The sequence below is a fragment of the Endozoicomonas sp. Z74 genome (assembly GCF_057680865.1).
Map to the genome: position 1 here is coordinate 1 of NZ_JBLYZI010000104.1, position 19,733 is coordinate 19,733.

Annotated in this window: 18 protein-coding genes and 5 tRNA genes; 16 read left to right on the forward strand and 7 right to left on the reverse strand. The window is 50.5% G+C overall.

Annotated features, from left to right (window positions below; all coding sequences use genetic code 11):
- Positions 1-157: 157 nt before the first annotated feature.
- The 3 genes from ACNRUY_RS21630 (at position 158) to ACNRUY_RS21640 (ending at position 2,814) form a co-directional block, all read left to right on the forward strand.
- On the forward strand, positions 158-1,957 hold the full coding sequence (locus ACNRUY_RS21630) for a calcium-binding protein (RefSeq protein WP_488113744.1): 1,800 nt from the start codon (positions 158-160) through the stop codon (positions 1,955-1,957).
- 306 nt (positions 1,958-2,263) lie between these two features.
- Complete coding sequence (locus ACNRUY_RS21635; protein ID WP_488113745.1) at positions 2,264-2,536, forward strand: CopG family ribbon-helix-helix protein; 273 nt, start codon at positions 2,264-2,266, stop codon at positions 2,534-2,536.
- Positions 2,524-2,814, forward strand: coding sequence for a type II toxin-antitoxin system RelE/ParE family toxin (locus tag ACNRUY_RS21640; protein WP_488113746.1), 291 nt, complete (start codon positions 2,524-2,526; stop codon positions 2,812-2,814). The genes ACNRUY_RS21635 and ACNRUY_RS21640 overlap by 13 nt, the downstream gene beginning before the upstream one ends.
- Positions 2,815-2,907: 93 nt before the next feature.
- On the opposite strand, the gene ACNRUY_RS21645 is transcribed toward ACNRUY_RS21640, so the two are convergent.
- On the reverse strand, positions 2,908-4,566 hold the full coding sequence (locus ACNRUY_RS21645) for an electron transfer flavoprotein-ubiquinone oxidoreductase (protein WP_488113747.1): 1,659 nt from the start codon (positions 4,564-4,566) through the stop codon (positions 2,908-2,910).
- A gap of 362 nt (positions 4,567-4,928) precedes the next feature.
- Between ACNRUY_RS21645 and ACNRUY_RS21650 the strand changes: the two genes are divergently transcribed.
- The 11 genes from ACNRUY_RS21650 (at position 4,929) to ACNRUY_RS21700 (ending at position 12,455) form a co-directional block, all read left to right on the forward strand.
- Positions 4,929-5,678, forward strand: a complete 750-nt coding sequence (locus tag ACNRUY_RS21650; protein WP_488113748.1) for an electron transfer flavoprotein subunit beta/FixA family protein — start codon at positions 4,929-4,931, stop codon at positions 5,676-5,678.
- Complete coding sequence (locus ACNRUY_RS21655) at positions 5,678-6,619, forward strand: electron transfer flavoprotein subunit alpha/FixB family protein (protein ID WP_488113749.1); 942 nt, start codon at positions 5,678-5,680, stop codon at positions 6,617-6,619. The genes ACNRUY_RS21650 and ACNRUY_RS21655 overlap by 1 nt, the downstream gene beginning before the upstream one ends.
- Positions 6,620-6,813: 194 nt before the next feature.
- Positions 6,814-7,455, forward strand: a complete 642-nt coding sequence (gene uvrY / locus ACNRUY_RS21660; protein WP_488113750.1) for a UvrY/SirA/GacA family response regulator transcription factor — start codon at positions 6,814-6,816, stop codon at positions 7,453-7,455.
- 113 nt (positions 7,456-7,568) lie between these two features.
- On the forward strand, positions 7,569-9,410 hold the full coding sequence (gene uvrC / locus ACNRUY_RS21665) for an excinuclease ABC subunit UvrC (protein WP_488113751.1): 1,842 nt from the start codon (positions 7,569-7,571) through the stop codon (positions 9,408-9,410).
- Between the two features lie 95 nt (positions 9,411-9,505).
- Positions 9,506-10,078, forward strand: coding sequence for a CDP-diacylglycerol--glycerol-3-phosphate 3-phosphatidyltransferase (pgsA, locus tag ACNRUY_RS21670; protein ID WP_488113752.1), 573 nt, complete (start codon positions 9,506-9,508; stop codon positions 10,076-10,078).
- Between the two features lie 93 nt (positions 10,079-10,171).
- Positions 10,172-10,253: transfer RNA gene (locus tag ACNRUY_RS21675), tRNA-Gly, on the forward strand.
- Positions 10,254-10,289: 36 nt separating this feature from the next.
- Positions 10,290-10,365 (forward strand) — tRNA-Gly (locus ACNRUY_RS21680).
- Between the two features lie 76 nt (positions 10,366-10,441).
- Positions 10,442-10,515, forward strand: a tRNA-Cys gene (locus ACNRUY_RS21685).
- Between the two features lie 60 nt (positions 10,516-10,575).
- Positions 10,576-10,662 (forward strand) — tRNA-Leu (locus ACNRUY_RS21690).
- A 22-nt stretch (positions 10,663-10,684) separates the two neighbouring features.
- A tRNA-Cys gene (locus ACNRUY_RS21695) sits at positions 10,685-10,758 on the forward strand.
- A gap of 551 nt (positions 10,759-11,309) precedes the next feature.
- Entirely contained in the window at positions 11,310-12,455 is a 1,146-nt protein-coding gene (locus ACNRUY_RS21700) for a protein kinase family protein (RefSeq protein WP_488113753.1), read from the forward strand.
- 134 nt (positions 12,456-12,589) lie between these two features.
- Here the strand turns inward: ACNRUY_RS21700 and ACNRUY_RS21705 are convergent, their stop codons facing one another.
- From ACNRUY_RS21705 to ACNRUY_RS21725, 5 genes are all read right to left on the reverse strand, one after another.
- The gene (locus tag ACNRUY_RS21705; RefSeq protein ID WP_488113754.1) at positions 12,590-13,012 is read right to left on the reverse strand and encodes a hypothetical protein; all 423 of its coding nucleotides are present in this window, start codon (positions 13,010-13,012) and stop codon (positions 12,590-12,592) included.
- A 102-nt stretch (positions 13,013-13,114) separates the two neighbouring features.
- Positions 13,115-14,134 carry a protein DA1 gene (locus ACNRUY_RS21710; protein WP_488113755.1) on the reverse strand — a complete coding sequence of 340 codons (1,020 nt, stop codon included), beginning with the start codon at positions 14,132-14,134 and terminating at the stop codon, positions 13,115-13,117.
- Positions 14,135-14,172: 38 nt separating this feature from the next.
- A complete protein-coding gene (locus tag ACNRUY_RS21715) occupies positions 14,173-15,285 on the reverse strand; it encodes a tyrosine-type recombinase/integrase (protein ID WP_488113756.1) in 1,113 nt (370 codons plus the stop codon).
- Positions 15,282-16,373 (reverse strand): DNA-binding protein, encoded by a 1,092-nt coding sequence (locus ACNRUY_RS21720; protein WP_488113757.1) that lies wholly within the window; start codon positions 16,371-16,373, stop codon positions 15,282-15,284. The genes ACNRUY_RS21715 and ACNRUY_RS21720 overlap by 4 nt, the downstream gene beginning before the upstream one ends.
- 469 nt (positions 16,374-16,842) lie before the next feature.
- Positions 16,843-17,172: a MarR family winged helix-turn-helix transcriptional regulator gene (locus ACNRUY_RS21725; protein ID WP_488113758.1), complete on the reverse strand. Its 330-nt coding sequence runs from the start codon at positions 17,170-17,172 to the stop codon at positions 16,843-16,845.
- A gap of 376 nt (positions 17,173-17,548) precedes the next feature.
- Here ACNRUY_RS21725 and ACNRUY_RS21730 point away from each other — a divergent pair, with 376 nt between their 5' ends.
- On the forward strand, positions 17,549-18,424 hold the full coding sequence (locus tag ACNRUY_RS21730; protein ID WP_488113759.1) for a PLAT/LH2 domain-containing protein: 876 nt from the start codon (positions 17,549-17,551) through the stop codon (positions 18,422-18,424).
- 200 nt (positions 18,425-18,624) lie between these two features.
- On the opposite strand, the gene ACNRUY_RS21735 is transcribed toward ACNRUY_RS21730, so the two are convergent.
- Positions 18,625-18,987, reverse strand: coding sequence for a hypothetical protein (locus ACNRUY_RS21735; RefSeq protein ID WP_488113760.1), 363 nt, complete (start codon positions 18,985-18,987; stop codon positions 18,625-18,627).
- 187 nt (positions 18,988-19,174) lie between these two features.
- Here ACNRUY_RS21735 and ACNRUY_RS21740 point away from each other — a divergent pair, with 187 nt between their 5' ends.
- Positions 19,175-19,627, forward strand: coding sequence for a hypothetical protein (locus ACNRUY_RS21740; protein ID WP_488113761.1), 453 nt, complete (start codon positions 19,175-19,177; stop codon positions 19,625-19,627).
- Positions 19,628-19,733: the final 106 nt, after the last annotated feature.

The following is a 19,733-nucleotide window of genomic DNA, read 5'->3' on the forward strand; positions in this document are numbered from 1 at the left end:
AAGAACGCCAATGGAAACTCTGATAGATGGCAAAGAGATCTGGAAGGAAAAATTTGTAGCCTGAATTTGACCTGACAGACACCCTCTGAAAAATCGGTGACTGTCAGATCAGGTCTGAACTACTACAATTGATGCCACCGGCGGCGGTACCGACTGGGTGCTGTTTAATGGCGGTATTGATCGAAGTCGCCTGAGTTTTCATCAGGAAGGCAATGACCTGATCATTCTCCTGGACAGTGACCTTGAGCAACAGGTGCGGGTTAAAGATCACTTTCTTGGGGGTGAGAAGGCCATCAGCTACGTGCAGCCTTCCGATGGCGGGTATGCCATTGCCGCTGCAGACTTTGCCGGTTTGATTACGGAACTGCCAGCTCCCGGTGGTGGAGAAAGTGGCGGTGAAACCGGTGGCACGGACGGTGGAGAAACCGATGGTTCCGGTACGGATACCGGCACTGACACGGGTTCCGGAGATAACGGTGAAACACCCACCCCGGGACTGGGCGGAAATGATGAGGTAACCGGCACCAATGCCAGCGAAATTCTGTTGGGAGGCTCCGGTGATGACACCCTGACCGGCGGTGGTGGCAATGACCACTATGTAGGAGGGAGTGGTAATGACACCTACGTATACTCTTCAGGGCAGGATGTGATTGATAGCACTGGCGACGGTGTGGATGTGCTTCGCTTCGTGGACTCCATTGCCTACAACGATGTGGCTTCAGGGCTGATGAAGTCCGGCGATGATTTGATTCTGATGGTAGCGGGAGGCCCGAACCAGGTCACGTTGAAGAATTTCTTCCTGGGTGGTGAACATGTGGTAGAAACCCTGGTGTTTGATTCCGGTGGTGAAATCACTTCTGACCAGATTTTTGGAGCCTTCGGCTTGCCGGTTCCAACGCCATCGTCGTCTTTTGATACGGTTGTTGAGGGTACAACAGGCAACGATGCACAACTTGCGGGAGGTACCGGCAAGGATCTGATCCAGGGCTTTAACGGTGATGATGTGCTCACCGGAGATGCCGGAGATGATCAATTGGAAGGGGGTAATGGTGCAGATACCCTGAATGGTGGAGCCGGGAATGACCAATTGGTGGGCGGCCGTGGTAATGATACCTATGTGGTCAATGCCGGAGGCGGCCAGGACGTAATCATCAATGCCGGGGGCGGCGCTGATACCCTGCACTTTGATGGGGTTGATTTTAATCAGATCTCCAGCGGGCTGATGAAAAGCGGCAACGATTTTATTCTTAAAGTCAGTGGTGCTTCCGACCAGGTCACTTTCAAAGATTGGTTCCTGGGTGGTGACCATGTGGTGGATACCATTACCTTCGCTTCTGGCGGTCAGCTGACGGCGGATCAGATTTTTGGAGCCTTTGGCCTGGCCAACCCTGATCCAGCCGGTTCGCCGGATTACCAGAACCTGCCCGATGAGCGAGGGTTTGGCACCGTTCTGGCCGGTCAGGCGGGTGCTCAGGTGGTCCTGGGGTCTTCGGATGCTGATCTGCTGGATGGTGGTGCCGGTGACGATCAGCTTTATGGTAACGGTGGTGATGATTATCTGATGGGTGGGGATGGTGATGATACCTACCACTTCAACGCGGGTGATGGCATCGATACCATCAACAACCTCTCCAATACGCTGGATGATCTGGATGTATTGCAGTTAGCCGCTCTGGAGAAGGAGAGTCTCTGGTTCATGCGTGAAGGAAATGATCTGCTAATTGATGTCATTGGTTCCGATGACCAGATTACGGTTCAGGACTGGTACCTGGAATCGGCCCAGCAACTGGATGAAATCCGGACGGCGGACTCGGTGTTGTACGCCAATGCCGTGGATAATCTGGTGAATGCCATGGCCGCTTTTGAAGCACCGCCAGCGGGAGATGCCCATTTGCCCCAGGAAACCCGTGATCCGATTAATCCTGTGATTGCTGCCAACTGGCAGGCTGTGTCCTAGTAAGAAGAAAGGCCAGCGGCTTCTCTTGAGAAGTTGCTGGCCATTTCGGGGTATGGAAACACTGTTTCGGAGCTTCCTCAGGCGTAAAATTCGGCCTCGTTTTCAGTGGGTTACGTGTTTTTTTATGTGAGTTTCTCATGGTTACGGGCCATGCAACTGTTTTGTCGATTTCAGGAAAATACGGTAAACAAGCGTGGACTCAGGGGGCTTAAATGGCAAAAAATGGGGTGTGTGGTGGAGATGCTGAGGTGCATGGACTAGTATTAATAGGTATTACCTTTTAGTAACCCAAGGAGGAAGAGATAGATGGTCACCTCAGTAAAGCTTGATGAAGACCTGAAAAGGAGGGTTAAGAATTTAGCCGAGGCCAGACAACGCTCTGCCCACTGGATTATGTGTGAGGCTATTCGTCACTACGTAGCTTGCGAGGAGAAAAAGGAAGCGTTCAAACAGGATGCCCTTAATGCCTGGAAAAGCTATCAGGAAAACAGTATGCATCTGACGCTTGAAGAAGCAGACGCATGGTTGGCAAAACTCGAAGCCGGCGAAGATGTGGAGATTCCTGAGTGTCACGACTGATCTGGTCCCCTTCTGCCCTGAGAGACGTTCAACGGTTGAACCGGTATCTGGCCAGGAAGGATGAAAAATCGGCCAGTCGCGCTATCAAAGCAATACGTTCGGGCGTTAAAATTCTAGCCCATCAACCTGAAGTCGGTCGTCCCATTGACGGTATGGAGCCAGAATTCAGAGAATGGCCGATTGATTTCGGGAGCAGTGGCTACGTTGTTCTATATCGCACTGAGAATGATCTAACCACTGTGCTTGCCGTACGACACCAAAAAGAGGCTGGATATTAAAGCACATGCCAGTCAATCATCCATTCAAAATGTGGATGTGTAAGCACTTTACATTCAAGTGCTTACACCCTGAAAGGGCGACTCTCGTCGCACTTACATATTGGGGTAATTAGGTCCTCCGGCACCTTCCGGAGCTACCCAGGTAATGTTCTGGGCAGGATCCTTGATATCGCAGGTTTTACAGTGGACACAATTCTGGCTGTTGATCTGGAACCGCTGCTCACCGCTCTCTTCGTCCGCCACTATCTCATACACGCCTGCCGGGCAGTAACGCTGGGCTGGCTCATCGTATAAAGAGAGGTTCTGTTTCAATGGAATGGTGGCATCCGCCAGTTTCAGGTGGCAGGGCTGGTCTTCCTCATGGTTGGTGTTGGAGAGGAATACCGAGCTCAGCCGGTCGAAGGTGAGAACGCCGTCGGGTTTGGGGTAGTTAATGGCTTTGCAGTCAGCGGCAGGTTTCAGCTGGGCATGGTCCGGCTGGGTGTCGTGCAGAGTGAAAGGCAGTTTGCCATTAAAAATATTGATGTCAGTGAAGGCAAAAGCGGCCCCGAAAATATTGCCGAATTTATGCATGGCCGGACCAAAATTCCGTTGCTGATGCAACTCTTTGTGCAGCCATGACGCCTGATAAGCCTGATTGAAACTCTCCAGTTTTTCTCCGCCTTCAGAACCGCCGCTGAGTGATTTAAATACTTCCTCTGCGGCAATCAGACCTGATTTCATGGCGGTGTGGGAGCCCTTGATTTTGGCGCCGTTCATGGTCCCGGCATCACAACCAATCAGCAGGCCTCCGGGGAAGGTCATTTCCGGCAGGGATTGGGGGCCACCTTTGGCCAGGGCCCGGGCACCATAAGACACCCGCTTGCCGCCTTCCAGGTACTGCCGGATCACCGGGTTTTTCTTGAAGCGCTGAAATTCTTCAAACGGGCTGAGGTGGGGATTGGAATAACTCAGATCGGTGATCAGCCCCAGTACCACCTGGTTGTTTTCCAGATGATAAAGGAAGCCTCCGCCGGTGGAGCCACTTTCCGCGAGAGGCCAGCCTGCGGTATGTACTACCAGGCCAGGCTGGTGTTGGTCCGGGTCAATGTCCCACAGTTCTTTGATACCAAGGCCGTAATGCTGAGGGTCCCGGCCTTCGTCCAGGTTGAAATGACCGATCAACTGTTTGCCCAGGTGCCCACGGCAACCTTCGGAAAACAGAGTGTATTTGGCATGAAGCTCCATGCCGGGCATGAAACTGTCTTTTTCTTCTCCGGCGGCGGAAACCCCCATGTCCCCGGTGGCAATGCCTTTAACACTGCCATTGTCGTTGAAGAGGACTTCCTGGGCAGCAAACCCGGGAAAAATCTCGACGCCCATGGCTTCGGCCTGCTCTGCCAGCCAGCGGGTAAGGTTGCCCAGACTGATAATATAATTGCCCTCATTGTGCATGGTTTTGGGCACAAAGAGGTTGGGAACCCTGATGGCTTTTTCCTCAGAGCGTAAAACATAGATATCATCGGCGGAAACCGGCGTATTCAGGGGGGCGCCACGCTCTTTCCAGTCAGGGAACAGTTCGTTAAGGGCGCTGGGCTCAAAAACGGCACCAGAGAGAATATGCGCACCCACCTCAGAGCCTTTTTCCACGACGCAGACCGTGATTTCCTGGCTGTGTTCCTGAGCAAGCTGCATTAAACGACAGGCAGCCGACAGACCGGAAGGGCCAGCACCCACAATGACCACATCAAATGCCATGGATTCGCGTTCCATGATGAGCTCCTCCCTGTCGGAGTGTTATTGTATTCAGATAAAATCAAACAAGCGTTTGAATTTTTCGGCATTATACTCAGTTTGCCGTCTTTGGCCAATGATTGAATCTGAACCTGGCCTGAGTGTGAAATAACGTGGTCGTATAGTAACAGATATCACTGGTTTGGGAGATCGTTTGTATGAACTAGTTAAAACATACGTTTGAACCCTTATTGACGTGCTGGTAGACTGCGCATGCGCAGATGTGTGAACACAGGTTGCTGAATGATAATAACATTTGTCTGGTTCCCGAAACCGGTTGTTCGTGATCTGTCCAATCATTCAAGATCTAGCCAATAACGAGAAGGGAAGGCTGCGAACCCATGAAAATATTAGTAGCCGTCAAAAGAGTCATTGACTACAACGTCAAGGTTCGAGTGAAGGCGGATAACACCGACGTCGACCTCACCAACGTCAAAATGGCGATCAACCCTTTCTGTGAGATTGCTGTTGAAGAAGCAGTAAGACTGAAAGAGAAGGGCGTGGCCACTGAAATCGTTGCTGTATCCCTGGGGCCTAAAGAGTGCCAGGAGCAGATTCGTACCGCCCTGGCACTGGGGGCCGATCGCGGAATACAGGTACAGACGGATGAAGCACCGGGTTCTCTGGCCGTGGCAAAATTGCTGAAGGCCATTGTGGATGAAGAAAAGCCCGATCTGATACTGCTGGGCAAGCAGTCCATCGACAGTGACAATGGCCAGACTGGCCAGATGGTGGCGGCGCTGTGTGGCATGCCTCAGGGCACTTATGCTTCTGAAGTCAGCCTGGAAGAGGGCTCGGTCAGTGTTACCCGGGAGGTGGATGGAGGTCTGCAGACGCTGAGCCTGAAATTGCCCGCCATAGTGACCACAGACTTGCGTCTGAATGAGCCCCGTTACGCGTCACTGCCGAATATTATGAAAGCCAAGCGCAAGCCTCTGGATGTCAGAACGCCTGAAGAGCTGGGTGTGACGGTGTCGTCTACAATCACGACAGTGAAGGTAGAGCCCCCTGCGGAGCGTCAGGCAGGTATCAAGGTCGCCAGTGTTGATGAGCTGGTCGAAAAATTAAAAAATGAGGCGAAGGTGATCTAATGGCCATACTTGTCGTTGCTGATCATAATAATGCCAGCCTTGGTGCGGCAACCCTGAATACGGTGGCTGCGGCAGCCGCCATCAGTGATAAAAGCGCTGGCGAAATACATGTTCTGGTGGCCGGTACCGGTTGTTCTTCGGTTGCTGAAGAAGCAGCCGCTGTATCCGGTGTTGCCAAAGTACTTCTGGCAGAGAGCGCCGCCTATGAAAACCAGCTGGCGGAAAACGTCAGCCTGCTGGTCTCTGAGCTGGGTAAAGATTACAGCCACATTCTGGCCTCCACCTCCACGGATGCCCGTAATATGATGCCGAGAGTGGCTGCGCTTCTGGATGTCGACCAGGTGTCGGATATTATCCGGGTAGACAGTGAAGATACTTTTGCCCGGCCTATTTATGCGGGTAATGCCATTGCCACGGTTCAGTCCAGTGCATCGGTCAAGGTGATCACCGTTCGCAGCACCGGTTTCGATCCTGTTGCTGCTGAAGGTGGGGCTGCCACTGTTGAAGCGGTGTCCAGTGATCATGATGCAGGCCTTTCCAGCTTTGTGTCTGAGCAGCTGGCTCAGTCTGACCGCCCTGAACTGGCCGCTGCCGAGGTCATTGTTTCCGGTGGGCGTGGCATGGGCAATGGGGAAAACTTTGAGCTGCTGTATAAACTGGCGGACAAGCTGGGGGCTGCAGTGGGTGCTTCAAGGGCGGCGGTGGATGCCGGTTTTGTCCCCAATGATATGCAGGTAGGGCAGACTGGCAAGATAGTGGCGCCTAACCTATATGTTGCCGTGGGTATTTCCGGGGCCATCCAGCACCTGGCGGGAATGAAAGACAGTAAAGTGATTGTGGCCATCAATAAAGACGAAGAAGCCCCTATTTTCCAGGTGGCGGATTATGGTCTGGTGGCAGACCTGTTTGAGGTGGTTCCAGAGCTGGAAGCGAAGCTTTAACTCCTGCAGGCCGTTTCAGTCATGTATAAAAAGGCAGTGGTTTTTGATATCTCTCCGAGGTATCAATCCACTGCCTTTTTTTTGTAACCTTCTGTTTTTCTTGGTTGGGTGAAACGTTTTTACGCTTTCATGGTGGCTCAACTCTGTGCATAATCCTAATCAAGTAAGAATAATAATGCCTTCCGGAGTAGACAGTGATACGAGTACTGGTTGCTGATGATCACGATCTGGTGAGAACGGGAATCTCACGCATGCTGGCTGATGTTGAAGGGATAGAAATTGTCGCCCAGGCCGTCAGTGGCGAGGATGCGGTGCAGAAATTCCGGGAGCATACTCCGGATGTCGTGTTAATGGATGTCCGTATGCCGGGAATTGGCGGTCTGGAAGCCACCCGTAAGATTTGTCATATGAAGGCCGGTGCCAAAGTCATTGCCGTGACCGTTTGCATGGATGACCCGTTTCCTGCCCGGTTGATTGAGGCAGGTGCCTCAGGCTATGTCACCAAAAGCGCCAATATCACGGAAATGGTCTCGGCGATCCGGGCGGTTTATTCCGGCCGGAAGTACATCTCCCCCGATATAGCCCAGCAGATGGCCCTGAAAGCCATCGAACCGGAAAGTGCCTCTCCTTTCAGTCAGCTCTCTCAGCGGGAAATGCAGATTGCCCTGATGATTGTTAACTGTGAAAAGGTTCAGGCGATTTCGGACAAACTCTGCCTCAGCCCGAAAACCGTCAACAGTTACCGCTATCGTCTATTTGAAAAGCTGAACATCACCAGTGATGTCGAGCTCACTCACCTGGCCATCCGGCACGATCTGGTGGAAGCCATTCAATAGAGGCTCTGGTGTTGCCAGATCCATGTTGACTCGTTCGAGTCACCGCATCGGGATATAATGGCTTTTTACCCGGGCCAGGGTATGAACCCTCCCAGCTTATCCTCGGTGTATTGATGACTGATAGCGATTCGTCCAAAGGATTTGATCATAAAGCGTTTCTGGCGAAAGCCACGACTCGTCCCGGCGTCTATGACATGCGGGACCAAGAGGGAAAAACGCTTTACATCGGCAAAGCCCGTAACCTTAAAAATCGTCTTGCCAGTTACTTTCGAGCCACCGGGCTGACCACCAAAACCATGGCCCTGGTCAGTAAAATTGCGGATATTCAGCTGACGGTTACCCACACGGAAACCGAGGCGCTGCTGCTGGAGCAGAACCTGATCAAGGACCGTAAACCCCCTTACAATATTCTGCTCAGGGACGATAAATCCTACCCTTATATCTACCTTTCCAAAGACGAAGACTTTCCTCGTATTGATGCCCATCGGGGGCGAAAGCGAAAGAAAGGGCATTATTTTGGTCCCTTTCCCAGTGGCGGCGCGGTGAAAGAGAGCCTTCATCTTTTGCAGAAGGTGTTCAAGGTGCGACAGTGTCAGGACAGTTATTTCAGAAACCGGACCCGCCCCTGTCTGCAACACCAGATCAACCGATGCAAGGCACCCTGTGTAGGTCTCGTCAGTGCTGAAGAGTATCAGAGGGATGTGGAGGATACCCGGCAGTTTCTGGAAGGGAAAAGCCAGCAGCTGATCCGGTCCCTGATCCGCCGAATGGAAAAGGAGGCAAAGGATTTGAATTTTGAACAGGCCGCAGCCATAAGGGATCAGATCAGTCACTTGCGCGCCGTTCAGGAGCAGCAGTCGGTTACCCGGGCTGCGGGGGATGTGGATGTGATTGGCTATGCGGAGCAGGGGGGCAGTCTCTGTTTTGATGTTTTGTTTATTCGCTCGGGCAGGGTGCTAGGGCATAAACATTACACGCCGGATTTTAAACTGGAGGCCACCCGGGAAAGTTACCTGGAAGAGTTTATGGCGCAATTCTATGTGAGGCTGTCCGACAGCCGGAACTTTCCTGATGAAATTGTGACGCCCTGCGCCCTGGAACGCCCGGAGATTATGGAGGAGGCCATTGCCGGGGTGTCAGGCAGGAAGGTAAAAATAAAGCACCGGGTTCGCACTGAGCGGGCCAACTGGTTGTCCCTGGCCAATAAAAATGCCAGCCAGAACCTTGAGGCATTGCTGGCCAGCAAAACCCATGTCCAGGACCGTCTCAGCCAGCTGGGGCAGTTGCTGTCTCTGGAGACCATCGCCAGAATGGAGTGCTTTGACATCAGTCATACCATGGGCGAGGCTACCGTGGCTTCCTGCGTGGTGTTTGGTGCTGAAGGCCCGATGAAAAGTGAATACCGGCGGTTTAACATCACGGGTATTGAGCCCGGTGATGATTATGGGGCGATGTGCTCCGCGTTGACACGGCGCTACCGGAAGCTGACTGAAATGCCTGCAGGGGAGGGGCAAAGGCCGGATGTTATTCTGATTGATGGCGGCAAGGGCCAGTTGTCTATTGCTGAATCGGTTATGGAGACACTGGGCCTGGCTATTCCGCTGCTGGGGGTAGCCAAGGGCGTCACCCGCAAGCCGGGATTGGAGACCCTGATTTACCATGGCAGAGAACTGAATCCTGAGGGCAGGGAACCGGCACTGCTGCTGATTCAACAGATTCGTGACGAAGCTCACCGGTTTGCCATTACCGGGCACCGTCAGCGACGACAGGCGACCAGAAATCGCTCCGTACTGGAAGATATACCGGGAGTGGGCAGTAAGCGCCGCTCGGCTCTGCTGAAGTTTTTTGGGGGACGCCAGGGGGTGGTCAGTGCTACCGTCGACGAACTTCGAAAAGTGGAAGGCATCAGTCAGAAAATGGCACAGCAGATCCACGATTTTTTACATAATGACTGACCAGGCTCCTTGCGCAATGCCGCTGCTACTGTGTACCGTATGGTGCGAAACTTTCCTGATGCCAATTTCTTGAGTGATGGCTGTTAAGGCTGATTATGAACGTCCCTAATTTTCTGACGCTGACCCGTATTATTCTTGTGCCCTTTCTGGTCGTGATTTTTTACCTGCCGTTCAGCTGGAGTTATCAGGCCTGTGCCGGCATCTTTGCCTTTGCGGCAGCGACGGACTGGTTTGATGGCTACCTGGCGCGACGGCTCAATCAAACGACGCCCTTTGGCGCTTTTTTTGACCCGGTGGCGGATAAAATCATGGTGGCCACTGCTCTTTGCCTCCTGGTGGATGAGTTCCGGGTCTTCTGGGTGACAGTGCCGGCCCTGATCATTATTGGCCGGGAGATCGTTATCTCGGCACTGAGGGAGTGGATGGCGGAGCTGGGTAAGCGGACCAGTGTTGCGGTCAGCATGATCGGCAAAGCAAAAACCATGGCGCAAATGGCGGCGATTACCCTGATGCTTCTTTCCCCGGTTCCTGTGGAATCCTGGATCGGTTACGGGGGGTTGGGACTACTGTACCTTTCTGCGATTTTGACACTGTGGTCCATGATTGTTTACCTGAAGGCGGCCTGGCCAGAGCTGTCTCCCTTCAGTCAACCTGACCAACAGGAATGAAAGCGGTTGACATCAAAACAAAAAAACCTAAAATACGCTTCGTGTTCAGGCGGCGGCAAACAGACAAGCGGCGTCGTCTAGGAACAAGATGACGCGGGAATAACTCAGTTGGTAGAGCACAACCTTACCAAGGTTGGGGTCGCCTGAGTATAGAGAGTGAGTCTCGTTTCCCGCTCCGGCTTTTCAAGGTGGCCGTTAAATGCTTTGATGTGCGGGAATAGCTCAGTTGGTAGAGCACAACCTTGCCAAGGTTGGGGTCGCGAGTTCGAGTCTCGTTTCCCGCTCCAGATTACAAGATGCAGTGAGTTCTGCATCTGGCGTGAAACTTAGCCTTACCAAGGTTGGTTTCCCGCTCCAGTTTAAGGCGAGTTAGCAAAGCGGTTATGCAGTGGACTGCAACTCCATTTAGACCGGTTCGACTCCGGTACTCGCCTCCAGTTAAAAATGCAGGCCAATGCCTGTTTTTTTATGACTGTAGAATGTAGTATGAAAATGCTGCCCGAGTGGTGAAATTGGTAGACACAAGGGACTTAAAATCCCTCGATCGTTAGATCGTGCCGGTTCGATTCCGGCCTCGGGCACCATTAAAGTATCTGAAAAGTTAATGGCGGGTTGGTAGAGCGGTTATACAGTGGACTGCAACTCCATCTAGGCCGGTTCGACTCCGGTGCCCGCCTCCAATAAAAGCCGGTCAGCCACAGGGTTGCCCGGCTTTTTTTTTAACGTTAATAAGCGCTTCAGTGGTATAGTCGGTTTTAGGGATTTGGTGTGTTACAGGCTATTAATCCGCCTATACATCCTGTCTCTATGTCTTTCCTTCAATAGAAGTACAGCTCGCCTCAGGCCATAAAATAACGATAGAGCCTGAGAAAGGGGCTTTCCCACTATAAATTATTGCCAAGCCAGGCAAGTAGCTATTCTCAATACAAGAAAATAATGATTTTAACAGGGGGCTCACATGGACTCGTTGAGTGGTGGTTCAAATCTGAAAAGAAGCATAGGCATAGTAACTACAGAACAGAATAAGGGGGCAGAACCGGAACCGGTAAAAAAAGCCTTTAAACACTATACTGTCTCTCCAGTATCATTGAAAAGATCCCGTGAGAACCTTTCTTTAAAGGGAGTGTTGAAGCCGAAAGATACCAACCAGAGAGTGTCAAACAGAAGCCGGCGAATCTCTAAATCTTCTGTTTCGACCTCTTTATTGTCAAAATCCAAAACACCCAGCCCTATGCCTAAATCCGGTGGAGCTACCGGGCCGACCAAGGCTGCAGCCAAGCTTCCGGTTCCCGTGGAGTCTCTGTCTATTGGCAAGAGGCTGGGGGTGGGTACCTTTGGTGCCGTTCACCTCCTGAATGAGCAGGGCGAAAAAGAGAGTCATCCTGCTGGCCTTGTGTTTAAAACCGCTACCAGTGAAAGTGCCATGAAGCAGCTGGAGCAGGAAGCCGCAATTATGGGAAAGCTTCCAGGTCATGCAAACATCGTGAACTCCTATGGCCTTCACACCATTGGCGGGGAAACCGGTCTGGTTCTTGATTATGTTGAGGGGAAGGAGTTGGGAGAGGTTACAAAGCAGTTGCGATCCATGTATGAGAATAATGAAATTACTGCTCCTCAATACTGGAGTGCCTCCCGGAGTATCCTGAAGCAGATGCTGCAGGGGCTTGCCCATCTGGGGGCCTGCGGGGTGACCCATAATGATATTAAACCGAACAATCTGCTGGTAGATAACGGTCTGACGGTTAAATGGATAGATTTTGGTTCCGCTGCCCATAAAGGAGAGCCTGTTTCAATTGGGAATGAACTGAACGCATCCAAGCAGGTTTATGCCGCTATGGAGGCGGGTACATCCTTTTTAGCTTCACCTTCTGTGGATGTATATGGTGTTGGGCAACTGGCTTTTGCCATGGGGGAGTCCTCTTCGAGTAAAACCGAAAGCTATACGGCCGGAGCGGTGATTGATGATATTGGGGTCAATGAGCGGGCCATAATGGGCTTTAGAATCTGGCAGGCGATGAAAAAACGCAGTGAAACCCATAAAGAAAATGAGCAATGGTCTGCATTTGAGAAAATCGGCAAAGACTCCACTCTCAGTCAAAAAGATTATCAGGAGGCTCAGGTAAAACTGGAAAAAGAAGGACGCCTTTTTGGCTCGCTTATTGTACTGGCTACACATGCTTATGAATGCGTAGCCAGTAATCCGGGTCATCGAGCGGAAGGGTATACCAGCTCATTTGAGCACTTTGTGAATGGACTGCTTCATCCTGATGCAAAGCAGCGTTTTACGGTTGAACAAGCGCTTTGTCATGATTTTTTGACTGACTCCCAGGATGAAGAAGAAGGAAGAAAAGTCATGGAAAAGCTGTTTTCCTCTTAAAATACCTTTATAACCATTTAGAGGTTGATTGAATATGACCTGACGGTACAGGCGACGATGGACTGGTCAGTGTCAGGTCAGGTTGTGACTACTACAGACAGGTCAGTATCCCTTGGTAATCATGCGACTAGAGATTATAAAATAGTGCATAATCGTTCAAGACAACTTTTTTTGGGTCGCTTCTGCTCTACCTCCAAAATTGCACTTTCTTTATTCTGAGCTAATGAATTAAGTCTTTGTCTGCAGTTGCTGGGTCCCACATTGGCCATCCCCAGCTCTACCAGTCCGGCCACATAGCCCCGGTCATAAGCTTCTTGTAATTCTTTTGAAAGTTTAAATGCGATTCTGTTTTGTAATGTCTTCTGTGTTTGTCCGTATCCATCAGGATCATTCAGCACATTTTGGAAGCCGAGTGAAAAAGCGCGGTCGATTTCTTTCATATGAGCTTCTTTTGCCGAGCCGGAATCATTAACTTCTCTAATTTTATCTAAGGCCTGTTTTGACATGGGTGAATGCTGGTAGTAACTGGAACCCAGTGGTGGCGCGCTGGCAAGCATAGTAAAAACTCCTTTCTTGTGGAGAGGTTATCAAAAGAGTGGTTATAGATTGATTTTAGTGAGAAAAGTTCAAGGTAATCATGCAGCGATGACTTTTTCGGTTTAATGATAAAAGAAAGCTCCCCATTTGGTGGGGAATTTCTTCTTTTCCCTTATAAATTCAAGCAGTACTTTAAGGGGCATGAGCTTCAGTGAGTCCCTGGCTGCACGAAACCCATCACCATAAACAGGATCAGGGCTCTCCTCGATCAGAATTCTCCGATACCGGGCATCTTTGGTTTTCTGGTTCTTTAGCCAGATATACTCCATCAGAACGCACATGCCTTCTTCTACCTCCAGGGGGAGATCCTCAAAATAATTGTAAAAGAACCAGGCATGGGTTAACTCATGGATGGCAACGGTTCGAAAATGCTCTTCTGGAAGGTTGATTTGAATCAGTATGTCTTTGAAATTGCGGGCAAGTACCTGTTTTTTTCGGCGGGTAATGGTCCATCGGGCCATGCCCAGAATAGGGCGGTTGTCATGAAAGTCGTGTCGGCTGGCTTCATTCAACTCATCCCGCCCGCACAGCTGTACCGGGGTTTGAGTTGAGTTCAATTTCAGGCCAACAGACGCCAGAGCTGAGCGCATTTCGGTCATCAGCTTGTCGGCCCGCTCCTGGGTCGCTATCCCCCTTAATCCGCACAGGTTGCAGATAACCACGCCATCCGGGTACTGCATGCCGCCGCCTGTGAGGTTCTCACAGACAACGCGACCGCAGCTGGAACAGTTGGAATAATTGGAGTGAGTGTTGCAGAAGGCATTTCCCCAGAAATCCACCAGGTAGTGTCGGCTGAGAGGGTTTCGGCAAACTGAACACAGAGGGGCGGTTTGTTTCTTATAACAGACCGGATGCCAGGGCATGCCGTCGTGCTTTATGTACTCACTGGTAATGGGTTTTCTGCAGCCAGGGCATTTGAGGCAATTCAGGTGAAAGGCTCTGTTGCCGAAAGCGATGTAGCGCCTTCCGGCAAAGGGTTTTCTACAGGTCATGCATTTGAAACAGCCAGGGTGCCAGCGGTTACCCAGCGCTTTGAGGGCTGTCCCCCGAACCGGTTTTTTGCAGCCATGGCAGTGTTTCATGATCGTCCCTGATCCTGCGACGGGTATTAATAAGCCTATTAGATATGGTGGTCGGCAGCCATCTTCTTTAGTCGATGGGCTTCGGCATGGTAATACTGACTGGTGGTATTGATGGAGTCGTGACCGGCAAAAATGGCCAGATCCTCAATATCCATTTTTCGGGCCAGGTGGGTCAGGGCAGTATGGCGTAGACCGTGGAAGGGGATTTCCTGAAGCCGTGCTGCCATTTCATTGCTGGCCTGGGCCTGACAATAATCCATAAAGGATCGCCACCAGAAGCGAAGGCCCCGGGAGGAGAGTGGGCTGATACGGCCGCTCGCTTTTCGTGTTCTTGGTGCCAGTGGAAAAGCGTCTCCATGGAGTCCGTCATAGCCCTGGAGCTGCCGGTATTGGCGAATTTGCCATTGAATATTGTTGTTCAGTGGGAGGCTTCTTCGTTTTCTGCCCTTGCCCAGTACGCTGAGAAAGTAGCTGCCGTCATTATCCGGGTGAATGTCGGCACAGCTGCGTCCCGTGAGTTCAGACTCTCTCAGGGCAAGCCCGTAACCCAGGGACAGGATAAACCGGGTGCGGGCGGTTTCTCTGGCCTGTTTTGCTGTTTCAACAGGCAGGGTGTTCAGGCACTGGCTGACAAAAGCCCACTCTTTGTCGTGGAAGTAGCGGATGACAGAGTGGCCCCGGGCATGTTTTTCTCCGGATCGGCCAAGGGAGGTAGCAGGATTGCCGAGAATGTAGCGATTGCGCTCGAGAAAAGAGAAAAAAGCCGATAGGACGTCGATCACCTGATCAGTGCTTTTTCCCGGTTTTACAGGGCTACGAAACAGGGCTCGCTGAGGCTGGCCAGGTAAAATTCCCGGGTTCAGCCAGGCTTCAGGCAGGTGTTGAATGAAATGAAGGTAAGCCTGAAGGTGTTTAAGGCGCACAGCCTGGTAGCCAAGATGTAACTCAAGGTACAAAAATGCCGTAAACCGGGTGGTTTCCCGCTCATAGCGCCGACGCGTTTCGTCGGATCGAGTGCCTGCTTTGTTCAAAAACAGGGCCAGGGCATCGCTGTCATTACGTGCCCCCATCAGGTTTTCATGGGCTGATTCCGGCTGCTGAGCGGGCAGGGCAGGCAATATTGAGGCAAGGAGGGCAGGTGTCTGGTTCACTTGTGGGTTCCTGCGCCTTTCTGGTGGTGGGTTTGGGTGGTAGGCAGTGCCTTTTCAAGGGCTTCTGCCTTACCACGGGCTCTTTCCAGCTCCAGTTCCACCTTTGATAGAGAAAGGGCTTTATTCTCCGCTTGCTTCAGTTTGGATTCTAGTTCGCTGATGGTCTTTTCCGAAGAGTCGAGTTGCTGGCGAGTTAGGGTGGCCTTGTTGGCAGAGGTTTGTAGCTCCCTGACACCGGTAATAAGGGCGGTTTCCTCGCAATCCAGTAAAATAGTCAGCTTGTCAAGGATGGTTATTCCCGCCTTTGCCTGTTCATGAAGTTCTCTGAACTGGTTTCGGTCTTCACAGGCTTCCAGATGGGCTCTGGTTTTGTTCTCGAGCCGGTTTTGGAGTTCGTTGTTTTCTTTTAGTGTTTGCTCCATTTTTTCGTTCAGGCGAAGACTGCTTTTTTCCAGGTTCTGTTTTTGTCTTCGCTCATCATCAACAACGCCTATCCAGTGGTTCAGTTGCTCCTGATAACGGTGGTCCAGCTGTTTTTCCATGTTTTCCAGTGCATCACGATGGTCTTCTTGCTGGGAGGTCAGCGCTTTCTGCCAGTGAGTGTTCTGGTTTTTCTCAGCGGACAGTTCTGCTTTCAGGGCGGCAATCTGCTGGTCTTTTTCCTGAATCTCTTCGGATAGTTTGCTGATGGATGACTGGGATTGCTGGTAATTCGCCTCAGTGGATGTCAGTTGGCTCTCCAGGGCTTCGTTTTTCTCTAACAATTGGTGAACGGTCTGTTTCAGCTGATCGATTTCCTGATTGGCGCTCTCTTCAAATTCCCGGCTCTGGGCGCCTAGCTCATGTTTCCAGCTGGCGATGCCTCTTTTTAATACCCGAACCAGATCATCAGGCAGCTCAATCTGTTGTTGCTGATCCAAGTCTCCCAGGAAACGCCATTCATTGTAGTAGGGCAGCACAGTCTGCTTTCCCATTTTTCCAATCCGGGCCACCTTGTCGGCATTGATCCGTTCTCCCTTCTCCTTGAGGTCATCCAGAATTCTGAAAACCCGTTCTCTGCGCTGTAAATCCTGCTGATCTTCGCTCATTGGCGGTATTTCCATTGTTCTAAATACTGATAATACCAGTATTATAGCACTGGTCTTAATGGTATTCATAATTTGTTTATTACTACCGGTAACTGAACTTACCGGTAGTAATTATTGGTTTTCTGATAAAAGAGGGGGAAAAGAGGGGCAAGAAGGCTCGCCAGCTAAAACGCAAGAGGGGGGACGGCATCGTTAGGCTGCGTCAGGGCCAGAGGGGTAGGGGCAGTTTGAATTTGAAAGGTTCAGTATGAGATAGCAGCCTTGCGGAGGAGGCTGAAAGGGGTGAGGTTAATGTTTCAGGAGCAGACTTGGTTACCAGAGCCGCAACCTGTCATAAGAGGGAAAAGCGAAGTGGGAAAAGGGGCATCCCTGTTAAGAGATCAAGTAAAGGGGCTCAAGCTTAATACTGGCAGTAAACGTCTATGGAAAGACAGAAATCAGCAATACTGAGCCCGATCACTCACTGCGATCATTTCAGGTAGCGTGATTTCTGCTTGATTTTTTCTACCAGTTTTTTGCCTTTGGCGCTCAGTGTCAGCTTGAAATAGCGACCGTCGTCTTCATGCTGCACTTTCTTGATCAACCCAAGACCTGGCCGGTCATGGCGACCTTCGCCCAGGCGCTTTACGCTGACGGCGATATCGCTGGGTGTACCACAGGTCAGCTTCTCTTCGTTGACCAGGTCGGTGATGGTTTCACCGGGATTTTCCGCAACAACCAGCAGGATCTGCCACTGAATCACGGTCAGTGGGTATTCCTGCATCAGCTGGGTCAGTTTAACAAGGCCTTTCAAAGTCATTGGCAGTTACCTTTCTCTTCTCTGGTTGGTTTTCAGGGTGGTCGTCAGCTAGTACCGTCGTTTACTTTCTACATCGATTGGCTGGAGGCTAGTCTGCACAACCGTTCTGGTGACTGCTATACCAGAATAAATATTAGACAGTTTTCTACTGTTCTGGCAAATTTCTGGTAGCAACCCATTCATATTTCGGCAATGAGTAACAGAACTGTTACGTAAAGAAACACATCGATGAGTAGAATGGATGTAGAAAGAGTAGCTGAGGCCTCGGGTCATCCAATTGGAAGGTAAAATCGTATTTGGACAGGGTAGTTAATATTTCATTTATTTGCGTTAACATCCAAATCAGGCAATTTCTGCCTGATTTGGGAGCCTGACAATGACACTAAAAAGTAACGGCCTGGACTGGGAGTTTATTCTGGTTACTTCCGGAGTAAGCGATTCTTCAACCAAAGACGGAAAAATGTACCTGACCATTGAAGGGGAGGATGCTAATGGAACACTGGTTAAGGATGAGCGGCTAAAACTTGACTCAAGCTATAACGACTTCCAGAAAGGGCATGCGGACGTTTTCTCTCTGGGTACCAAGAATCTTAACAGCAGCCATACCCTCACAAAAATAACCATTCATAATGACAGCAGCGATAAGTGGCGCGGATATCAGGCGTATCTGACAAACAAATTGACTGGGCGCATTTATAAAAGCGATGTCATGCCTGAGAGCGACTTCTTCGAGAACAGCTCAAAAACTTACTCCCTGACTCCATTCGGGGATGGCAAGGCTCCAGGAATGAAGCCTGCCTCGGATGTTTTTCAGGTGGATATCCATACATCGGCAGAAAAAGACGCCGCCACTAATGGTGAAGTCTATGTTGTCCTGATCTCAGAAGAGGGAATATCATCAACAGCCCAGCGTGATAAGGGTGACTGGCTGGATTCCTGGGAACAGGGAGAAGTTTGCTCCTGTACGTTACCGAAGCTGTTTACGCCTCTTACTAACATCAAGCATGTATTACTTTTCAAAATCAGCGAAAATGCCTGGTTGCCTGACCAGATAACGGTTACGCCGGGCAACCGGGTTCCAGGTGGTAACGGAACGCTTATGAAGCAGAGCCGCCAGACCAACTCAACCTGGTTGAATGCCAAGGATAATAAAGAGCGAAGAAACCTGATAGAGCTGGAAATGCTGTTCTCTGATCTTCCCCCTGAGGAAGTATCCGAAGGTCAGCTTGTTGAAGCTGAAGGCGTGGCGTAAAAAAGAACTCAACAAATACAAACTCTAGACGGTCTCTTTTTGTCTGAGCTTTCATACCCGATAGTAGCCATCAACCGTTACTGCCGGGTATGCAGTCAGCTGGCAAGGCTCCATGCCCAGCAGACTCAGATGCTTAGATTGAGAGAGCCAAGTTTAAGGGTTTAGATTATAAGTGCGCATAATATATATTATTGGTCGTATTAAATAAGGCCGGAAAGGGGGAGGAAAACCAAACAAAAACAGGCACTTATCGCCAATCCAATAGGCGCATACTGTTGTGCAGTTTGCACAAACGACTCCACCACGTCCATTTCCCCGTCCCGCTCGGCTTCCTCGGCCAAAAGGTGGTAGGCCACCCAGCTAAGGTTAGCGTCTAATAACTGCGCAACCCTTACCATTATTGATCCTTTCTTTATAATCTCTCCTTCCTTGAAGCGTTTTACGGCCTGTCTGGACACATTGAGCAACTTAGCCATTTTATACGTCGTTGGTGCGTTATATTTGGCTTCAATTAGCTTGATAAAGTCCTTTGTTCGGATAATTTCCGGGGCTGAATTGCTCATTTTATAACCATTTTCGATTGAAATTTTCTATTACCTATCGTAGTTGATGAGGAAGTTTTGTACATATGTAAGATATTTACATGTGTAAGTTACTTAACCATACTTAATTCACCAGTTGAGAGGTGCCCGTTTAGCGGCGGGCTTTTTTACCTTCAACTGTCTCTCAATAACAAACTGGTGAATAACAATGAACACAGCCGAGAAGGTGATACCCATCACCAGGGCGAATGAAGCCCTTGATGTCGAAAAAATATTTCAGGACTACTGTCACAAGATCCAGGCCGATGCCATAGCCGCCGACTATGAGCAAGGTTCGGCCATGCTGGAAATGCTCAAACTTGCCTACAAGGCCAATCGTCTGGAAAAGGCGATTGGTATTGTTGCCCGGCTAAACCCCCTCTTTTTTCAAAAAGCCCTTGAATCGCTGGAAGGTGCTCAGGACGCAGTTATCAACTATTGGGCGTTCGGTGATGGTCTTTTCTTCTTCCGTCATTGGTTGGCCGTGAAGGTCGGTAAATTGTCCGATGACGTTATGTGGAAAGACGAACCGAGCCAGGGCGAATTATTGCAAATGGCAATGAGGCTTCAAAACACGGTTCGATGGGCAGAAAAAGAGCTGCAGGGGGCGCGGGTCAAATGAAAAAAGAAAAACTTTTAGATGATCTTGAGGCGCGATTGAAATTGTTCCGTGAGTATTTGGGAGAGGCAAAAAAGATACAAAGAGAAGATAGAGAATCGGGCAATGG

What these genes read in the sequence shown, in the direction of transcription:
- uvrC (WP_488113751.1), top strand. Translation starts at nt 7,569, where the DNA reads ATGACTGATAGCGATTCGTCCAAAGGATTTGATCATAAAGCGTTTCTG.
- ACNRUY_RS21650 (WP_488113748.1), top strand. Translation starts at nt 4,929, where the DNA reads ATGAAAATATTAGTAGCCGTCAAAAGAGTCATTGACTACAACGTCAAG.
- ACNRUY_RS21645 (WP_488113747.1), bottom strand. Translation starts at nt 4,566, where the DNA reads ATGGAACGCGAATCCATGGCATTTGATGTGGTCATTGTGGGTGCTGGC.
- ACNRUY_RS21635 (WP_488113745.1), top strand. Translation starts at nt 2,264, where the DNA reads ATGGTCACCTCAGTAAAGCTTGATGAAGACCTGAAAAGGAGGGTTAAG.
- ACNRUY_RS21730 (WP_488113759.1), top strand. Translation starts at nt 17,549, where the DNA reads ATGACACTAAAAAGTAACGGCCTGGACTGGGAGTTTATTCTGGTTACT.
- ACNRUY_RS21705 (WP_488113754.1), bottom strand. Translation starts at nt 13,012, where the DNA reads ATGCTTGCCAGCGCGCCACCACTGGGTTCCAGTTACTACCAGCATTCA.
- ACNRUY_RS21725 (WP_488113758.1), bottom strand. Translation starts at nt 17,172, where the DNA reads ATGACTTTGAAAGGCCTTGTTAAACTGACCCAGCTGATGCAGGAATAC.
- ACNRUY_RS21740 (WP_488113761.1), top strand. Translation starts at nt 19,175, where the DNA reads ATGAACACAGCCGAGAAGGTGATACCCATCACCAGGGCGAATGAAGCC.
- ACNRUY_RS21710 (WP_488113755.1), bottom strand. Translation starts at nt 14,134, where the DNA reads ATGAAACACTGCCATGGCTGCAAAAAACCGGTTCGGGGGACAGCCCTC.
- ACNRUY_RS21720 (WP_488113757.1), bottom strand. Translation starts at nt 16,373, where the DNA reads ATGAGCGAAGATCAGCAGGATTTACAGCGCAGAGAACGGGTTTTCAGA.
- ACNRUY_RS21700 (WP_488113753.1), top strand. Translation starts at nt 11,310, where the DNA reads ATGCCTAAATCCGGTGGAGCTACCGGGCCGACCAAGGCTGCAGCCAAG.
- ACNRUY_RS21735 (WP_488113760.1), bottom strand. Translation starts at nt 18,987, where the DNA reads ATGAGCAATTCAGCCCCGGAAATTATCCGAACAAAGGACTTTATCAAG.
- ACNRUY_RS21655 (WP_488113749.1), top strand. Translation starts at nt 5,678, where the DNA reads ATGGCCATACTTGTCGTTGCTGATCATAATAATGCCAGCCTTGGTGCG.
- pgsA (WP_488113752.1), top strand. Translation starts at nt 9,506, where the DNA reads ATGAACGTCCCTAATTTTCTGACGCTGACCCGTATTATTCTTGTGCCC.